Source organism: Devosia sp. RR2S18 (assembly GCF_030177755.1).
In the GTDB taxonomy this organism is placed as follows: Bacteria; Pseudomonadota; Alphaproteobacteria; order Rhizobiales; family Devosiaceae; genus Devosia; species Devosia rhizosphaerae.
In genome coordinates, this window is the sequence record NZ_CP126539.1 from 1287332 (window position 1) to 1303509 (window position 16178).

A 16178-nucleotide genomic window follows, 5' to 3' on the forward strand; every position below is an offset into this window, starting at 1 on the left:
TGATGTCGGTTTTCAGAACCTCGGTTTGGGGCTGTATTCACTGACCTCGATCACCATGTCCCTCTTCCAATGGGCGTAGTTTTCGGTCCGGTAGCCATGCGGATTGCAAATGACCTTCGTGTTGCCGACGCTGTAGTCGAAAGAGTCGTGAGTATGCCCATGGAGCCACAGCTTCGGCTGGTGCCGCTCGATCAACTCCGAAAGGTTCGAGACGAAAGCGGCCGTACACAAGTCGTACTGCCATTCCGTCGCAATGCTGTCGGGATGGGGTGCGTGGTGGCTGACAACAACAGTCGGCAGCTCGGACCTTTCGAGTTCCTCGTCGAGCCACTGCACGCTCTGAGCATGCTGCAGCATGGCGTCTTTCGGCGTCCAGGTCTTGCCGTTGGGCTTATGGATAAACCTGAAATCGCTGACGGAATTCTGGGCAGCCGCCATGGCACAGGCCATTCCAACATCGTCATCCCCGCAGAGCACACGGAAATCGCTCCAGAGCGTGGTGCCGAGGAAACGGATGCCATCGATGGTGATACCCATATCATCCAAAACATGGACCTTATTGCTGGTCCTTGCGGCAGCCTGTCCGGCAAGAGCCCGATTGCTCTGGATCGAGTGTGATCGGCTGTAGAACTCATGATTACCGGGCACATACAGGCACGGCATGTACTGGCCGATATGGAAATCGAGCCACTCGACGCCAAAGCCCGGGTCTTGCTCGATTAAATCGCCGGCGCACACGCAGACATCGGCGTCCGGAATGCCTCGAAAAAAGTGCGAGAACGTGCTCTTGTCGCGGGTCATGTGCAGGTCTGAGAAAAGCCAAATCTTCATAGTGTGTCCCCTTCGTCAGCAAGTGTCGCTGACGGGGATGCAAGGGACCAGCCGCGTAATGAATTCTCATCAAAATTGGAAATGATGAGAATGTGTTACGGGGCCTGTGATGGTTTCTCCACGTTTTCGATTTTGTGGAGTATCCGTTACAGCGGGTCGCCAACGACCTCATATCGGCGCGAGCCCGGGTTGATCCGGCGCAGGCCGAGCTTCTTGAGCACCGGTGGTGGGCAGGGCCGGCTGCCGTTGAGGAAGCTGTCAACGACGGGCACCCTGCTAGGAGTGAGCCGGCGCAGGTTCAGCATCGCTGGCAAGCAGAGAACCCCGCCATTAGCCGTGGGTGCACGCCCGGTGTACAGATCCTCCCACGGCTTTAGTCTGGAAGATCGCTACTTAAGGCCTCGGAAATGTCGGTCAATAGACTGAGTCCGTTGAGCGACAGCGACAGCTTTCGGCTTCGGCGATCCTGATCGTCCCCGACCTTTCTCACGAGACGCATGCCAGGTTGATTGGGTAAGCCGTCTGACAGTTGCGCACATTGCCGGAAAATGGTGGGTGAGGGTAAATTCAACTGCGTCCCCAGTTCGGTCGCCGTTATTCCACCCCCCCCCTTGTGCTGCGCGATAGCTAGAAAAGTCGCCAGACCTCCCAACGTCATGTTCGGGAAGCGGCTTCGCACCAGTTCCAACACGTAGACGAACCTCTGAAATTCGGTGTCGGGCGCTCCGGAGGCCAAGAAGATTTCGCGCTGCATACTCATAAGTTAACCTTTCGATAACCATGGCGGGAGGGACTCTCTTGCGTTTTCAGAACTATCACACAATAGTCATTTTCATGATAATAAACCTCGGGCTTGCATTCGATCGGATGCGCGGTGCGCTTGGCACCACTCACTGCCCGATGTCCACCGAAGGATAAGGAATATGAAGCAGTTCTTTGAAGGCAACGAGGGGACAATCTTCGGCTCTTACATTGGAGGAGAGTTCAAATTGGCAGAGGTAGTGATCTTCCCGGCCGATGAAGATAGCGGGGAACCGCCGACCATCTCTTTCCTACTAACCATTCCGGGAGGAAGCGAAACAGTATCTGAGACAATCGTAGACGGCGAACTGCCTAACTGCGATGGTTGCTGGGCGGATAACCTCCAGCAATTGAAGCTAGACGGAGAAGAAAACTCCGACCTTCTTTATAGTGTCAATGAGGCTTTGAGGCCTTTGGTAGCTGGTACTGCTCTAGATCGAGAGCTTCTCCTGTGGGAGGCGGAGCGGCTACGCTGTTCTGTTGAGTATCAGGGTAACTTGATTTTTGACCAACCTTGGTTGTTGAAAAGCGACTTATTTTCCACCAGTTGCGGATCACTGCACCAAGTCCAGTATGAACTGAAGTTGCTAGCCAAGGCGCAACTAAAGCGCCGGTCTAAGTTGAAGAAGAAGGCGAATAGTAAGGCTCTTTGATAAACTCGACACATCCCGCGCGCATTATTCAAGCGCTTTGCAAGTAATTGTCGTTGTTGTTTTTGCGTATTTTTATGTTGGAGTAAATAGGTGGAGACCCGCAAAAACTGCTTTGGTGAGCCCCAGCTTTTCCATGAGTGCTGGCTGAGTTCAGTGTCGGGCTAGGGCTTCGGCCCTGGGTGGCGACCCATGGAGGCGTTTTCGAGGTGCTTCGGGCGGACTCATGCCTTGGCAACGCACCTTTCGTGGAAGATCAGGCGGTCGAAGTTGTAGGCGAGATTGGCCAAGGTGAGTTTGGCTTCGGCTCTGGTGATGCCGATGGTGCGGATGAACAGGCCGAACCGGTTTTTCTGATGGGCAAAGACATGCTCGACCTTGGCACGGATCGCAGACTTGGCCGCGTTGGCTCTGGCGGTCGCGATCGGCATCGATTTGCCCTTGGGCTTGCGCCGATGGATGCGGCTGGTCAGCATGCGGTCGGCGAGCCAAGCCTCGTTGCTCTGTGAGCGGTAGGCGCTGTCGGCCCAGACTTCGCTGCCAGTGTTTTGTCGGTCGATGACCTGGCGCAGCATGCGTCCATCGGGATGATTGGCCGAGGTCACGGCAGCGGCCCGGATGAAGCCATAGCGCCGGTCGATGCTGATATGGCTTTTGTATCCGAACACCGGCAGCGCGATCATGGGCAACGGCGTGCCATCTGGCCGATACCGCACCCTGCCGCCAATCTTGAGCGTCCAGCGCGCATCGGTATCCTTCTGCGCCGCCTTGGCCGGCTCGTCAGGCCATATCTCCTGTGCCGTCTTGCCAGCCTTGATGGCGTCCCGCTCGCCATCGGTGTTGCGCTGCTTGGGCGCAGGCACCAGGGAGGCGTCGACGATCTGCCCCGACATAGGGATGTAGCCCTTCTTGTGCAGTTGCCAGTCGAACGCCTTCATCACCCGCTTGAGCGTGCCGGTCTCGGTCATCCGGTTGCGGAAATGGCGAATGGTGTTCTCATCGGGGGTGCGGTCACCGAGCGAGAACCCCAGGAACCGCATCCAGCTGAGCCGATCCCGGATCATGAACTCCATGCGGGCATCGGATAAGTTGTGCTGGGCTTGCAGGATCAGTATCTTGAACATGGCTACCGGATCGAACGGAGGGCGGCCACCCTTGCTGCCATCGCCATAACCCAGCCCTTCGACCAGCCAAGACCGGAAGTACTCAAAGTCTACCGTCTGCTCCAACACCTCGAGCGGATCGCCATGCTGACTCAGCGCCTCAAGATGATCGTTGAGACTGAACAGCGAGTGTGGGTCCATGATGCAGCTCCATGATCGGGCGACATCAGTGAATCACGATAGCATCGATGCTGCGAGAGTTTTTGCGGGTCTCCAGGTGCGTTTCATCCCTCCTGATCTTGTAATGCTAGACCTGACCCCCGCCTACAACGGTGTAGGCCGTCTCGCGGCTCTGGCCGAGTACCAGCGCTGCCTCGGCAATAGTGCTGATGTGTTTGATGCAAGTTGGTACGATCGCAGTCTAGATTGGATCTTCGACGGTGATCCCGTTGTCGGTGCTGAACTCGCGGTGCTACGCTTCCTCGCTAGAGTTGGGGCGCAAGATCCGAGCTTCCCTGGTGGCATCCTAGCTTGGGGGGTTGATGAAGGCCTGGTGTCAGCTGAGAGGTACGGCGGTGAACTCATCTGGCGGAGGTTGCGCAGTGAAGTAACCTACGTACGTGGCTGGCCGAAAGCACTCGACGTCCGCATAGATGCGCCCAGCGGAGGTGTACTCTCAAGAGCCGCACTCGCGTCGCGTGAAGCCAAGCTACGCATTACAGAAGCTAGGAAGATTAAGAAAACGGCTCTCACCGCAATCCAACAAGAGCTTGTCGGCATCGACGGCAGCAAGCCCCTGCCTGTTGCCTTAGCAGACGATTTGCCATCGCTGAAAACTATCGATGCACTCCGTAGCCAAGTTGTCTTCTTAGACGTCCTACCTGCCTGGCGGGTCGTGGAGATCTATTGGCACATTCATTCACTCTGGCGGGTGGAGGAGGAGGGCCGGCGAAGGACACGCATGGAAGCCCGTTTATCCGGCAGCTGCCCGCACTGCGGCCTGTGACTCTGTTCACTTGAGCCGGGTGCTGTCTCGTTCAGGTATTTGGCTAATGTACCGGCATCTAAGGTTAAATCTCTCACCTGCACGAGTTCTGTAGCTGTTGGCTTGTTTGCACTAACAGTTGAGGGGCTTCTTTCTCCCCTACTGCGGGAGGGTTCCTGAGCCCCCTGGCTCGGGCGCGACACATGCACCGCGTGTGGTGCAAAGCAAACCGGCTTGTGGTCCCTAAATCTCAATGGAAGGAGCCGAAATGGCTGACCTGAGTAAAGGTACCCTGTACCTACGACTGGTGCTCGATACGACGCATAGCCGAATCTATCATGAAACGCTAAGTGGCGACGAACTCTCAGCGGAGGAAGGTGCTCTAGACGAGGCACTTCGCCTTGCAATCGTGGAACACTTCAGAGCACTGCTGTCCACATTGACCGTGGACCTCATGTGCCTCGACTACGAGGTAGTTGACGAGTACTATACTGATTTGTTGGCGACCGATTACGAGCTGCGAATTTCGTCTGCGCAGGAGGACGATGCAGCGGCTATCGCTGATTTGCGCAAAGAATTCGTTGCGAAAGCAGAAGCTTTTCTTGCCGATCTTCCAGACCTATTAAGTAGGTTGCCGTAGAGCAAAGGGGCGCCGTATGGCGCCCCCTATTTGTATTTGCGAGAGGCCACTCCTTACGGTCATCGAAGCGCAAAGCCACTGCGGTCGATAGTCCCTCATCCCGTTCAGAACGGACCCACTCTGGGCGGATGCACTTCGCCCGCCCTGCCTGTGCCGACCGGCGCATGAAGGCAAGATCGAGACGACAGCCCTATCCCAAGGTGGCAATTGGTTAAGTGGGGGAGCGACAGCAAAAGGGCCATTCGTGGCTTGGGAGATGGATGCAGGCAACATCTGCGCTGATCTCCAGAAGGTCGGTGACCTTCTTGACGTCTAGGACGGTCATCGGCCAGGGGCTAACAGCAGCTATTCGCCCCGTAGCCGTAAACGGTCTCTCCGGAAACGGCGCCAAGCCAGTCATAACAAACAAAAGAGATGCCGCGGGTGGGGCTAGGAGTCACTACGGGATGGAAAGCTCATGGAAACGGACCCAATGCATGCGCCCGTGACCCTCAAGGAAACAGCCCTGCGAGCCTACCGAACTGCTTCCCACTTCCAAACCGGTCTACTCCTGCCGGTTTCGTCCGGAGCCCAGATGTCCGCCGGCCTATTCGGATCCCCGAACGCTTCGATCAGCTTGACCGTGGAGCTGATCGCTTCTTGCTTGGTCGCCATGGGACCAAAAGGTTTGCCTTCGCAGTCTACCCACCATGCGCCATCTATCGAGACCACGAGATAGTGGCAGATCGAGGTTCTTTCTGAGGTTGGGTTCGGGTCGATGAAGTTCATGCGAGCACCCGGTGGAGGTCCAGACCCGAACCATGACAGTTCGTGGCAGCGGATCAACTCACGAGTGCGGCGTGCCCGGTTTCGACGACTGTTCTGAGGTACTGGAGCAACAGTCCAGCGTGTCGGGTGGCAACGGCCACTCGCTCAACTACCTTTACAAGCCGCGAGATTTTCTCGATGGGGCTCCAGCCCAACTTCATGCCGACTTCTTGAAAGCGGTGCTCACGTGGTAAGAGCAGGCCGACATAAGAAGCCTGGGAAATGAAAGGGCAACATGAAGATGGCTCCTGCCCAATTCGACCTCTTTGATGAGGCTCCCGGCTACAGGCAGTCACCTCGTCCAAAGCCAAAGAATCGACCAGCACCCGCACTGCTCGACGACCCCTGGGATGCCGAGGCGGCAGCGAAACGGCTGGAAGATACCGGAGACTACCGGGTGCTGCGAAGACTGGTTCACCGCCCGATCATTCCGCGTGCCAGCAGCATGTTCCCGAACTTGGCTGTTCTGGTCGACACCGAAACGACAGGTCTTCAGCATGCAACGCATGAAGTGATCGAAATTGGCGCCGTCGCCTTCACCTATGACGACGACGGAAACTTGGGTGATGTTGTGGGTGTGTACGGCGGGTTGCGTGAGCCTTCACAACCGATCCCGTCAGAGATTACTCGATTGACGGGGATCACCGATGCGATGGTCGCCGGACAAGAAATCGATCTGCCGGCTCTCGAGGCGATTATCGAACCAGCTGATCTGGTCATTGCCCACAATGCCAGCTTCGACCGTCCGTTCTGCGGAAAACTCTCTCCATCCTTCATTCTGAAGGGCTGGGCCTGTTCGGTGTCTGAAATCCGCTGGGCAGACCGCGGCTTCGAAGGCAACAAGCTCGGCTACCTGGTCGGACAATCAGGACATTTTCACGAGGGGCACCGGGCGGTCGATGATTGCCATGCTCTTCTGGAGGTGCTTGCCCGTCCCACGGTGAACGGAACAACACCATTGGCGGAGCTCATTCGGTCCAGTGCCTGCTGTCGAGTGCGGATCTTCGCCGAGAACTCACCCTTCGACATGAAGGATCATCTCAAGGCAAAGGGGTATCGCTGGTCAGATGGAAGCGACGGCAGGCCGAAGGCGTGGTGGATCGAGACAGAAGAAGCGCTTCATGAGGAAGAGCTCGCCTATCTGCGCCGCGAAATCTACCAATGGGAAGATGCCGAGCCACTGTGCATCCGACTGACGGCGCAGGACCGATTTCGGGCATGAGCAAGCCGATCGCCGTCTATAAGCTCACCCCCGCCCGCAGGGCGCTGTCAAAGAGCGGTCAGTGGCATAGCCTATAATAGTCTGACCTAGGCGCGTCGCGAACTGGCGCGAGCGACGATCCGAGGGGTGACTACAAAATGTTCGGCGTGTGCGCGTCCCTCGATTCGCTCGATCAGAAGCCGCGCAGCCTGAAGGCCCAGCAGCTCACCGGATTGGTCGACGCTGGTCAGCCGGTTCTGCGCGAAGTCACAGTACATGGTGTTGTCATAACCGACGATGGCGATGTCTTCGGGAATGGAGAGGCCAAGTTCAGTGGCGACGCTGATCGCCTCGATGGCGATGAGGTCGGTCCAGCAGAAGAGCGCATCAGGACGGTCGGGGCATTCAAGGATTTTCCGAATGCAGGCCTGGACCTCGCGCAAAGTTTGCGAAGATCGAATAATTTGTATCGCCATACCGAGGCCTTGTTCCATCATCTCGATGCGGTAGCCCAGCTCTCGTTGCCGAATAATGGTGGACGGCTCCCGGTTGAGACTAACCATCGCTATGTTGCGGTAACCACTGCTCGCCAGGTGCCGCACGACAAGCTTCGCGCCGAGCTGGTCATCGTTGTTGACGGTGTCGAGCAGGCGGGCGGTTGGCTCAAAATGACCGACCAACACCAGTGGTATGCGCATGGCAAGCTCATCGAGTCGTGCCGACTCTTCGTTGGGGCCAATCAGGATGAAGCCGTCCATCTGCCGGTCGATCATGGCCTCGACGAGATCGTTGGCATGCACGGAGACGCCCTGCATGGCCTGGTACTGTGTGCGCGCAAGGGCGGAGGAGACACCGTCAAAAATGTCGGCGAAAAACGGGTTTCGCATATCCGGGAACAGAATGCCGAGCGTGTAGGTGCGGCCGCGCAGGCCGCGGGCGGACGCGAGGGGACGGTAGCTGAGCTTCTCCATTGAAGCGCGAACTTTCTGGCGCAACGTCTCGCTGACGCCATATGCGTCCCGCATCACCTTTGAGACAGCGGCGACGGAAACACCGGCGTCTTGCGCCACATGACGTATGGTCACGCGACCAGGCCTCTTTGGCAACTTCATCTCGGTCATTCGGTGACGTCTCCATGCGCTCCTTTCGCTTAACTGTGATCAAACCCTATTGCAATTCAGCTCAAGATGTAGAACGCTAGCCGTAGAACATTTTACAACTGCTCCAATGTGGGCGTTATAAGGGAAGGGTTCAGGCGTGTACGACGCAGCACTTGGGCATGTTTCGGCAGCGAATGCATTCGGCTGGGCAGCTCAAATGGTTCGTCCCTTGGCGGACAACGGCGTCGGCACGCCGGCTAGCTTCTTGCGCAAGACTTTTTCGGTAGCGTCGATCGGCGGTTCCGAAACGCTGCGGATCAGTGCGCTAGGCCTCTACATCTGCTTCATCAACGGCAAGCGCGTCGGCAATGACATCCTGACGCCAGGCTGGACCAGCTACGACAAGCGCCTGAGTTTCCAGACCTATTCGGTCTCCGAGTTCTTGGCAGCCGGTGAGAACACGATCGAGATCTGGCTGGCAGATGGCTGGTATCGCTCCCAATTGATGTGGGGCAAGTTCCCGATTTTCAACACCTATGGTGACCAGGTTGCCGCGCTTGCCGAAATGCGCAGCAGTGCAGACGGTGCCGTCCTCGTTGCCACTGACGACAGCTGGGAAAGCGGCGAATTGCCAGTGCGGAAGTCCGGCATCTACTTTGGTGAAATCTTCGACGCCCGCGTTGGTGTAGAGGCTAGCGGCGGCAGCGAAGCCATCGCCTTCGAATTCGGCAGGCTCGTTGCGTCGGAAACCAAGCCGGTGCGTGAACTCGCGGCCTTGCAGCCGGTTAAGCAATGGAACGATGCCGCAGGTCGCACCGTCTACGACTTCGCGCAGAATGTGGGCGGCTATGTCGCCTATTCGGTGCGCGGCGATGCCGGGGCCAAAGTCACCGTCGAGCATGCCGAGGTGCTCGACAAGGACGGCAATTTCTACAACGTCAACTTTCGCACCGCCGAAGCAAGGACCGAATACACTCTTGCGGGGCAGGGGGACGAGCAATTCCGCCCGCACTTCACCTTCCACGGTTTCCGCTATGCCCGCATCACCGTCGAGGGGAATGCAGAGGTCAGCCAAGTGGTGTCGGTGCCGATCAGCTCGGTGACCGAGCTCAAGGCGGGCTTCACCTCGGGCAACACGCTGGTCGACCGGCTGTTTCTCAACACGGTCTGGTCGCAGCGAGGCAACTTCATCGACGTGCCGACGGACTGTCCGCAACGTGACGAGCGCCTCGGCTGGACCGGCGACGCTCAGGTTTTTGCCAGCACCGCTATGTATTTGGCTGAGTCTCAGGGGTTCTTCCACAAGTGGATGCGCGACCTGATGGCCGACCAGCGCGATGACGGCGCAGTGCCGCACGTCGTGCCCGATCCCACAAGGCTGCAGCCCGAGCACTATCCCGGTTTTTACGGGTCGACCGGTTGGGGCGACGCGGTTTGGGTCGTGCCGTGGCAGCTTTATCTGCACTATGGCGACGTGGCATTCCTCAACGAAGCGCTGCCCAACATGATCAGGTGGGTCGACTTCGTCTGGTCGATCAGTGACGGTCCGGTGGTGCAGCCGCCGCGTGACTGGGGCGCCCGCGGGTTCTCCTTTGGCGACTGGCTGCAGCCGAGTGGGCCGAGCGCGAAGCCGCTGCCCACCATCAGCGATGAAGCTTCGGCGACGATCTACCTCTACATTGCGGCTAGCCATGTAGCGCGGATCGCACGCATTGCGGGCCAGGATGATGAAGCGCAGCGTTTGGAAGCCGCGGCCGCCGAAGTGCGTGAGGCCTTCCAGCGCGAATTCATCACTGCATCGGGGCGCGTTGGGGGCGACGACCAGACATCTTATGCACTGGCCTTCCTCCATGACCTGATCCCGGCTGAAAAACAGGACGCTGCGAAGGGTTATTTCAAGAACGCCATCGCTCGCTCTGCCGGCCGCATCGGCACCGGTTTCATCGGCACCCCGGCCCTCCTGCCGGCGCTGGTGAAGATCGGCGAATGGGGCCTGGTGGCTGATGTGTTCCTCCAGGAAGAGGTTCCCGGCTGGCTCTACCAGGTCAAGATGGGGGCAACCACCATCTGGGAACGCTGGGACGCGATCCAGTCCGATGGCAGCATCTATAATCCGCAGATGAATTCCTACAACCACTATGCCTATGGTGCGGTATGCCAGTGGCTGCTCGAGGGGGTCGCAGGCTTCCGGCCCGATCCCGAAGCGCCCGGCTTCGAGCACATCATCTTCGAGCCCACCATCATCGATGGACTTTCGCCAGTCCAGGCGCATCATGACAGCCCCAAGGGGCTGATCCGTGCCGGCTGGAGGGTCGAGGGTGACCAGGTGCACTACGAGATCGTGGTGCCGGAGGGTACGCGCGGCACGCTGCGTCTCGCCGACGTGTATCGCAACGCCACACTCGACGGCTCGGACGTGGCCGATGGCGCTGCGCTCGCCCCGGGCAAGCACGCCATCACGTTCTCCTACGCGCCGACCAAGCGGCAGGATCGTGCCAAATCACAGGTCAATGCCACAACGCCTTAGGCAGCGATCGAACAGTTTCAGCAATGGTCCGGAACTCGGACCGAAAGGGAGGTAGACGAATGACCAAGACAAAGACTTCTGCCCTGATGGGCGCCAGCGTGCTGGGCATGCTGCTGACGGCGAGCGCCGTTCAGGCCCAGCAATCGGGCAATCTGTCGATCCTGACCGACAACGGTCCACAATCCGTTGCGATCATGGAAGCCTGGGCCGAGGCCTACAAGGCCAAGAACCCGGACGTCACCATCGACATCGAAGTGCGTCCCGGCGGCGGCGATGGCGACAACATCGTCAAAACGCGCCTGGCCACTGGCGCCATGGCCGACGTTTTCTCCTATAATTCCGGCTCGCTGTTCCAGGCGATCAACCCGACGCAGAACCTGATGCCCCTGACCGATGAACCTTTCCAAGACAACGTCCAGGAGAGCTTCAAGACCGTGGTGTCTGCTGGCGGCGAAGTTTACGGTGCTCCGTTCGCACCGGCCATGGGCGGCGGCATCCTCTACAACAAGCCTATCTATGAGGAGCTTGGTCTCGAAATCCCGACCACCTGGGACGAGTTCATGGCCAACAACGAAGCCATCAAGGAAGCTGGTCATGTCGCGGTAATCCAGACCTACGGCGACACCTGGACCAGCCAGCTCTTCGTGCTTTCCGATTTCTTCAACGTGCTGGCAGAAGAGCCTGACTTCGCCGAGAAGTTCACGGCCAACGAAGCCAAGTTCGCCACCAGTCCGGCAGCGATGCGTGGCTTTGAGCGACTGCAGGCAGTTGCTGAAGCCGGTTACTTCAATGCCGATGCGGGGGCCGCTACCTATGCTGACGGTGTGCGTATGGTTGCCATGGGCGAAGGCGCCCACTATCCCATGCTGACCTTTGCAATCGGGGCCATTGCGGAAACCGCACCAGATTATCTCGACGACGTCGGTTTCTTTGCGCAGCCCGGTGACAACGCCGAGAGCAACGGCCTGACCACCTGGCTCCCGGACTCTGTCTACATTCCCCAGAACGCGGCAAACCCGGAATTGGCAAAGGACTTCGTTGCGTTCCTGGCCAGCCCTGAAGGCTGTGAAGTGCGCAACGAGGCGGTTGGTGCCACCGGCCCCTATATGGTGGCAGGTTGTGAACTTCCGGCCGATGTGCCGCCCGCCGTTTCCGACATGCTGCCCTACTTCGAGGAAGGCGGCCAGAACGCGCCGGCCCTTGAGTTCCTCTCGCCCATCAAGGGTCCTGCACTCGAGCAGATCCTGGTGGAAGTGGGCACCGGCAGCCGTGACGCGGCAAGCGCTGCTGCTCTCTACGACGAAGACGTGCGCAAGCAGGCACAGCAGCTCGGCATTGCTGCCTGGTAAGCGCTTGTAACCGGCGGCCCGGAGTGGAAATCCATCCGGGCCGCCAAGCATTCCGAGGGACGAGGCAATGACTGTTTCCAGCATGGCAAACGTCAGCGGCGCACAGGACCGGGCCGGAAGGGCGCGCAAGCGCTCGGCTTATCCGGGCTGGTTCTATCTGCCCGCCGCCATCATCTATGCTGCGCTGTTCCTCGCTCCCACCTTTGCCTCGCTGTACTTCAGTCTGACGCGCTGGACGCTGTTCGACAGTGTGTTCATCGGCTTTGACAATTTCGCGCAGTTCTTTCGCGAGCCGTTCCTGGTGCAGGGCCTTCTCAACACGCTGACTTATGCGCTGATCTCGTCCGGGCTCAAGGTCGTTCTCGGCATGGCACTGGCGATCATGCTGACTAGCCAGATCGTGGCGCGCGGCTATCTGCGCTCGGTGATCTTTTTCCCGGTGCTGGTCTCGACCGTCGGTGTCGGCATCACCTTCACCGTGCTGATGCACCCCACCCAGGGCATGATCAACGAAACGCTGGCGATGCTGGGGATTGCCGGGCCCGGATGGCTGGTCGATCCGAAACTGGCGCTGATCTCGGTCGCGCTGGTGGACGTCTGGAAGGGTGTCGGTCTTGCCACTGTGATCTATATCGCCGGTGTCGTGGCCATCCCAAAGGACTACTACGAGGCTGCGCGCATCGATGGCGCGACCAAGTGGCAGAACTTCCTCTACGTCACGCTGCCGCTGATGCGGCCGGCGACGGCGACGGTGATCACCCTCTCCTTTATCGGCGGACTGCGCACCTTCGACCTCATCTGGGCCATGACCAAGGGCGGCCCCGGCTTTGCCTCCGACACGATCGCATCGGTGATCTACAAGCAGTACCAGGCCGGCTTTTACGGGCTCTCGACGGCGGGCAATGTGGTGCTCTTCATCCTCATCGCCGTCCTGGTCGTGCCGCTGACCATGTTGCTCAACCGCAAGCAGGGACACGAATGAAGCAGCGGGCTCCCCTCATCGGCGGCATCGCCGCGATCGCCGCGACCTTCGTGGTTTTCGTGATCCCGTTCCTGTTCATCGTGCTGATGGCATTCAAGGACCGCCCACAATCGGCGCTGCGCGACTTTTCCTGGCCCACCGGCTTCCATCTCTGGGACAATGTCGTCGAGGTGATCCAGACGCGCAACTGGATGATGATTACCGCCTTCATCAATTCCACCATCATCACCGTAGTTAGCGTCACCCTCCTCGTGATCCTGGCCGCCATGGTTGGCTTCATCCTGGCGCGGCGCAAGACGCGCTGGAACCCGCTGATCGAGTTCCTGATCCTGGCTGGCCTCATGGTGCCTCCAGCGGTGGTACCGACCATCTGGGTGCTGCAGGGGCTCAAGCTGTTCGGCACGCTGCACGGCATGATCCTGATCGAAGTAGCCTACAATCTGCCCTTTTCGATCATCTTGTACCGCGCCTTTATCGCCACCATACCCAAGGACATGGACGAGGCGGCGGTCATTGACGGTGCTCGGCCTCTCGACGTGTTTTTCCGCATCATCCTGCCCATGCTCTGGCCGGTGACGGTGACCAATATCGTGGTGCAATCGGTGGGCATCTTCAACGATTTCACCAACCCCCTCTATTACCTGCCGGGCAATGCCAATGCGACGGTGCAGCTGACGCTGTTCAACTTCCAGAGCCAGTTCAGCACCGCTTACAACCTCCTGTTCACCAATATCCTGCTGATCACCATCCCGCCGCTCATCGTCTTCCTGTTCTTCAACCGGCAGATCGTGGCGGGCATGACCGCGGGCGCCGTCAAGGGATAACGCAATGGCCGGACTTGAACTGAAATCGCTGCGCAAGAACTATGGAAAGGTCGAGGTCATCAAGGGCGTCGACCTTCACATCGACCATGGCGAGTTCGTGGTGTTCGTCGGCCCCTCGGGCTGCGGAAAATCCACGCTGCTGCGCATGATTGCTGGACTCGAGGACATTTCCGCCGGCGAATTGGTGATCGGCGACCGCGTCGTCAATGATGTCGAGCCGCGCGACCGCGGCATCGCCATGGTGTTCCAGTCCTATGCGCTTTACCCGCATATGACGGTCTACGACAACGTCGGCTTCGGGTTGAAGCTGGCCAGGACGCCCAAGGATGTACGCGATCAAAAAATTCGCGACGCAGCCCGCGTGTTGCAGATGGAGCATCTGCTCGATCGCAAGCCGAGCCAGCTTTCCGGTGGCCAGCGCCAGCGCGTCGCCATCGGCCGCGCAATCGTGCGCCAGCCGGAGGTTTTTCTCTTCGACGAGCCTCTCTCCAACCTTGATGCTGCCCTGCGTGTCGACATGCGCATGGAACTGGCGCGGCTGCATCAGGACCTGGGCTCGACCATGATCTATGTCACGCACGATCAGGTGGAAGCCATGACGCTGGCCGACAAGATCGTCGTGCTCGACGCCGGGGTCGTGCAGCAGGTTGGCTCGCCGATCGAGCTTTACCAGCACCCGGCCAACCTCTTCGTTGCCGGCTTTATCGGCTCGCCCAAGATGAACCTCCTCCCCGCGACAGTTGATGCGGCGGAGGGCACCACGGTGCGTGTTTCCAGCAAAGACCTCGCGGCTTCGACGATTGCCGCACGCGGCGAGGGCCTCAAGCCGGGTGACAACGTCAAGCTCGGCGTCCGGCCGCACGCGCTCCGGCTAGCCGAAAGCGGCAGTGTGGTGGGGCAGGTGGCTCTCGTCGAGCGCTTGGGCAACGAAACTAATGTCAGCGTGACCCTGCCCAGTGGTACGACCATTATGGCCGTTTTGGATGGCGATCGGGTCTTGCGGCCGGGCCAAAGCATTGTATTGGGCTTCACTCCGACTGACGCCCTGCTATTTGACGAGGCAGGTTCAGCCCGCTGACGGAGTTTTTCGGCAATGAGGTCCTGAAGCCCGCCGGCGTAAAAACGGCGGTGTGTCGGTGATGACCCGCTCTCATCAACTCTCATTCAAGACCAGACGCAGAAGCGGACTGACTGCTTTCGGGAAGTTATCTGGCCACAGTGAATGGCTGAAATGGTGAAGGGTTTGCGACGCCAAACGGCATCCCAAAACCCTTCACCACAGGCAATCCCATCTAAGACGGCGGCTTCCTTAATGCAGCCTTTTGGTTCAACTGCGACGGTCGCCTCTGGCGGCTGCAAGGCTCGTGTGCCGCCTGAGACCTCGACGACGGTGGTGTCTGATTGTGTCGCTCCAAAAGGAACACCACCAGCCTCGGCTGGTGGTGTGACCTGATCGAGAAAATCTGTTTCGACTACCCGAATTTAGCGAGAGCCTGCACACCGCGGTGAAAGCGGGCCAGTTTGGCGTAAAAATCCTCAAGGATGTAGCGGACGTCGATGGACTCGTAGACCTTGATCGGCCTGTGTTGGCCAGTATGAACATAGTGCATGTGCGGGCTGAACTCAGGAGCAGGGCGCCAATCGCAGATCCCGCCCATCGGATTGAGAATAACCGACAGCGCTGGCGTATCGCCCAGCGAGCGGTGCTCGATGGGCCCGTTGTGAACGCGTAGGTTCCATTCGATGAGTTGGTCGACGAGGTATTTGCCGATCTGTCCCTTGTCCTCGCAGCGTTCCTGTAGCTCGGCATAGCTGACCGCCATCATACGATAGACTGTCGATGGAATTTGCCAGACTTGCACCTTGGAGCGCATGACGACATTGGCCGCCCCAATATCATTCATGAGATTGAACTCGCGGCCGCCTGAAGGCCAGGTGCCACCACCAATCCAGACGCAAATGACATTGCGCTGGTTCAACCTGGGCTCCATAAGGATGGCCGAGGCCATGTCGGTTAAAGGGCCAAGGAAGGCCACATAGAGCGGGCGATCGTCGTTCTTCATCGCTTCGTCGATGATCATCTGTGCGCCGGGCGAGGGAACCGGTGTTTGCTCGTCGGGCAGTGCGGTTGCGGCGCCGTTTGCCACCGGAATACGTCCAGACAGGTCCATCAAGTGGAGCAAGTGGTCGATCTCCTTTCGGCTGTCCTCCATCGAGGTTTTGGAACGGTGGTCACCGAAATGCGCGGCAATGATGCCGTGAAAGTCGAAGGTGGGTGTCAGAAGGGCATGAACGATAGTAAACTGATCGTCCGCCTCGTTCTTGGCGTCGGTGTTGAGAATGAGGCGCGCCCGCTTTTCACGAGGAAGCGTTGTCAT

At 58.8% G+C, this 16178-nt stretch carries 15 protein-coding genes; 9 read left to right on the plus strand and 6 right to left on the minus strand.

Annotated features, from left to right (window positions below; translation table 11 throughout):
• Nucleotides 1-12: 12 nt before the first annotated feature.
• Together QOV41_RS06260 and QOV41_RS06265 are read right to left on the minus strand one after the other, a co-directional pair.
• On the minus strand, nucleotides 13-831 hold the full coding sequence (locus tag QOV41_RS06260) for a metallophosphoesterase (RefSeq protein WP_284580260.1): 819 nt from the start codon (nucleotides 829-831) through the stop codon (nucleotides 13-15).
• 373 nt (nucleotides 832-1204) lie between these two features.
• Nucleotides 1205-1585, minus strand: coding sequence for a MarR family transcriptional regulator (locus tag QOV41_RS06265; protein WP_284580262.1), 381 nt, complete (start codon nucleotides 1583-1585; stop codon nucleotides 1205-1207).
• Between the two features lie 169 nt (nucleotides 1586-1754).
• On the opposite strand from QOV41_RS06265, the gene QOV41_RS06270 reads away from it, so the two are divergent.
• A complete protein-coding gene (locus tag QOV41_RS06270) occupies nucleotides 1755-2285 on the plus strand; it encodes a hypothetical protein (protein WP_284580264.1) in 531 nt (176 codons plus the stop codon).
• 221 nt (nucleotides 2286-2506) lie between these two features.
• On the opposite strand, the gene QOV41_RS06275 is transcribed toward QOV41_RS06270, so the two are convergent.
• Nucleotides 2507-3586: an IS5 family transposase gene (locus QOV41_RS06275; protein ID WP_284577058.1), complete on the minus strand. Its 1080-nt coding sequence runs from the start codon at nucleotides 3584-3586 to the stop codon at nucleotides 2507-2509.
• Between QOV41_RS06275 and QOV41_RS06280 the strand changes: the two genes are divergently transcribed.
• Together QOV41_RS06280 and QOV41_RS06285 are read left to right on the plus strand one after the other, a co-directional pair.
• Nucleotides 3585-4391, plus strand: coding sequence for a hypothetical protein (locus tag QOV41_RS06280; protein WP_284580265.1), 807 nt, complete (start codon nucleotides 3585-3587; stop codon nucleotides 4389-4391). The genes QOV41_RS06275 and QOV41_RS06280 overlap by 2 nt on opposite strands.
• A 247-nt stretch (nucleotides 4392-4638) precedes the next feature.
• On the plus strand, nucleotides 4639-5010 hold the full coding sequence (locus tag QOV41_RS06285; protein WP_284580267.1) for a hypothetical protein: 372 nt from the start codon (nucleotides 4639-4641) through the stop codon (nucleotides 5008-5010).
• A gap of 513 nt (nucleotides 5011-5523) precedes the next feature.
• Here the strand turns inward: QOV41_RS06285 and QOV41_RS06290 are convergent.
• Nucleotides 5524-5778 carry a hypothetical protein gene (locus QOV41_RS06290; protein WP_284580268.1) on the minus strand — a complete coding sequence of 85 codons (255 nt, stop codon included), beginning with the start codon at nucleotides 5776-5778 and terminating at the stop codon, nucleotides 5524-5526.
• Between the two features lie 274 nt (nucleotides 5779-6052).
• Between QOV41_RS06290 and QOV41_RS06295 the strand changes: the two genes are divergently transcribed.
• The gene (locus tag QOV41_RS06295) at nucleotides 6053-7039 is read left to right on the plus strand and encodes a 3'-5' exonuclease (protein WP_284580269.1); all 987 of its coding nucleotides are present in this window, start codon (nucleotides 6053-6055) and stop codon (nucleotides 7037-7039) included.
• An 86-nt stretch (nucleotides 7040-7125) separates the two neighbouring features.
• Here the strand turns inward: QOV41_RS06295 and QOV41_RS06300 are convergent, their stop codons facing one another.
• Nucleotides 7126-8139, minus strand: coding sequence for a LacI family DNA-binding transcriptional regulator (locus tag QOV41_RS06300; protein ID WP_284580270.1), 1014 nt, complete (start codon nucleotides 8137-8139; stop codon nucleotides 7126-7128).
• Nucleotides 8140-8335: 196 nt separating this feature from the next.
• Between QOV41_RS06300 and QOV41_RS06305 the strand changes: the two genes are divergently transcribed.
• The 5 genes from QOV41_RS06305 (at nucleotide 8336) to QOV41_RS06325 (ending at nucleotide 14878) form a co-directional block, all read left to right on the plus strand.
• Nucleotides 8336-10645: an alpha-L-rhamnosidase gene (locus QOV41_RS06305; protein WP_284580272.1), complete on the plus strand. Its 2310-nt coding sequence runs from the start codon at nucleotides 8336-8338 to the stop codon at nucleotides 10643-10645.
• 59 nt (nucleotides 10646-10704) lie between these two features.
• The gene (locus QOV41_RS06310; protein ID WP_284580273.1) at nucleotides 10705-11994 is read left to right on the plus strand and encodes an ABC transporter substrate-binding protein; all 1290 of its coding nucleotides are present in this window, start codon (nucleotides 10705-10707) and stop codon (nucleotides 11992-11994) included.
• Nucleotides 11995-12076: 82 nt separating this feature from the next.
• The gene (locus tag QOV41_RS06315) at nucleotides 12077-12976 is read left to right on the plus strand and encodes a carbohydrate ABC transporter permease (RefSeq protein WP_415926770.1); all 900 of its coding nucleotides are present in this window, start codon (nucleotides 12077-12079) and stop codon (nucleotides 12974-12976) included.
• Entirely contained in the window at nucleotides 12973-13800 is an 828-nt protein-coding gene (locus QOV41_RS06320; RefSeq protein ID WP_284580277.1) for a carbohydrate ABC transporter permease, read from the plus strand. Before QOV41_RS06315 ends, QOV41_RS06320 begins: the two co-directional genes overlap by 4 nt.
• Nucleotides 13801-13804: 4 nt before the next feature.
• On the plus strand, nucleotides 13805-14878 hold the full coding sequence (locus QOV41_RS06325) for an ABC transporter ATP-binding protein (RefSeq protein ID WP_284580278.1): 1074 nt from the start codon (nucleotides 13805-13807) through the stop codon (nucleotides 14876-14878).
• A gap of 394 nt (nucleotides 14879-15272) precedes the next feature.
• Here the strand turns inward: QOV41_RS06325 and QOV41_RS06330 are convergent, their stop codons facing one another.
• Entirely contained in the window at nucleotides 15273-16178 is a 906-nt protein-coding gene (locus QOV41_RS06330) for a nucleoside hydrolase (protein WP_284580280.1), read from the minus strand.

Excerpts from the sequence above, each read along its gene's own strand:
- QOV41_RS06315 (WP_415926770.1), top strand. The coding sequence starts at position 12,077 with ATGGCAAACGTCAGCGGCGCACAGGACCGGGCCGGAAGGGCGCGCAAG.
- QOV41_RS06265 (WP_284580262.1), bottom strand. The coding sequence starts at position 1,585 with ATGCAGCGCGAAATCTTCTTGGCCTCCGGAGCGCCCGACACCGAATTT.
- QOV41_RS06270 (WP_284580264.1), top strand. The coding sequence starts at position 1,755 with ATGAAGCAGTTCTTTGAAGGCAACGAGGGGACAATCTTCGGCTCTTAC.
- QOV41_RS06305 (WP_284580272.1), top strand. The coding sequence starts at position 8,336 with ATGGTTCGTCCCTTGGCGGACAACGGCGTCGGCACGCCGGCTAGCTTC.
- QOV41_RS06275 (WP_284577058.1), bottom strand. The coding sequence starts at position 3,586 with ATGGACCCACACTCGCTGTTCAGTCTCAACGATCATCTTGAGGCGCTG.
- QOV41_RS06280 (WP_284580265.1), top strand. The coding sequence starts at position 3,585 with ATGATGCAGCTCCATGATCGGGCGACATCAGTGAATCACGATAGCATC.
- QOV41_RS06325 (WP_284580278.1), top strand. The coding sequence starts at position 13,805 with ATGGCCGGACTTGAACTGAAATCGCTGCGCAAGAACTATGGAAAGGTC.
- QOV41_RS06320 (WP_284580277.1), top strand. The coding sequence starts at position 12,973 with ATGAAGCAGCGGGCTCCCCTCATCGGCGGCATCGCCGCGATCGCCGCG.
- QOV41_RS06295 (WP_284580269.1), top strand. The coding sequence starts at position 6,053 with ATGAAGATGGCTCCTGCCCAATTCGACCTCTTTGATGAGGCTCCCGGC.
- QOV41_RS06310 (WP_284580273.1), top strand. The coding sequence starts at position 10,705 with ATGACCAAGACAAAGACTTCTGCCCTGATGGGCGCCAGCGTGCTGGGC.
- QOV41_RS06330 (WP_284580280.1), bottom strand. The coding sequence starts at position 16,178 with ATGACAACGCTTCCTCGTGAAAAGCGGGCGCGCCTCATTCTCAACACC.
- QOV41_RS06285 (WP_284580267.1), top strand. The coding sequence starts at position 4,639 with ATGGCTGACCTGAGTAAAGGTACCCTGTACCTACGACTGGTGCTCGAT.
- QOV41_RS06260 (WP_284580260.1), bottom strand. The coding sequence starts at position 831 with ATGAAGATTTGGCTTTTCTCAGACCTGCACATGACCCGCGACAAGAGC.
- QOV41_RS06300 (WP_284580270.1), bottom strand. The coding sequence starts at position 8,139 with ATGACCGAGATGAAGTTGCCAAAGAGGCCTGGTCGCGTGACCATACGT.
- QOV41_RS06290 (WP_284580268.1), bottom strand. The coding sequence starts at position 5,778 with ATGAACTTCATCGACCCGAACCCAACCTCAGAAAGAACCTCGATCTGC.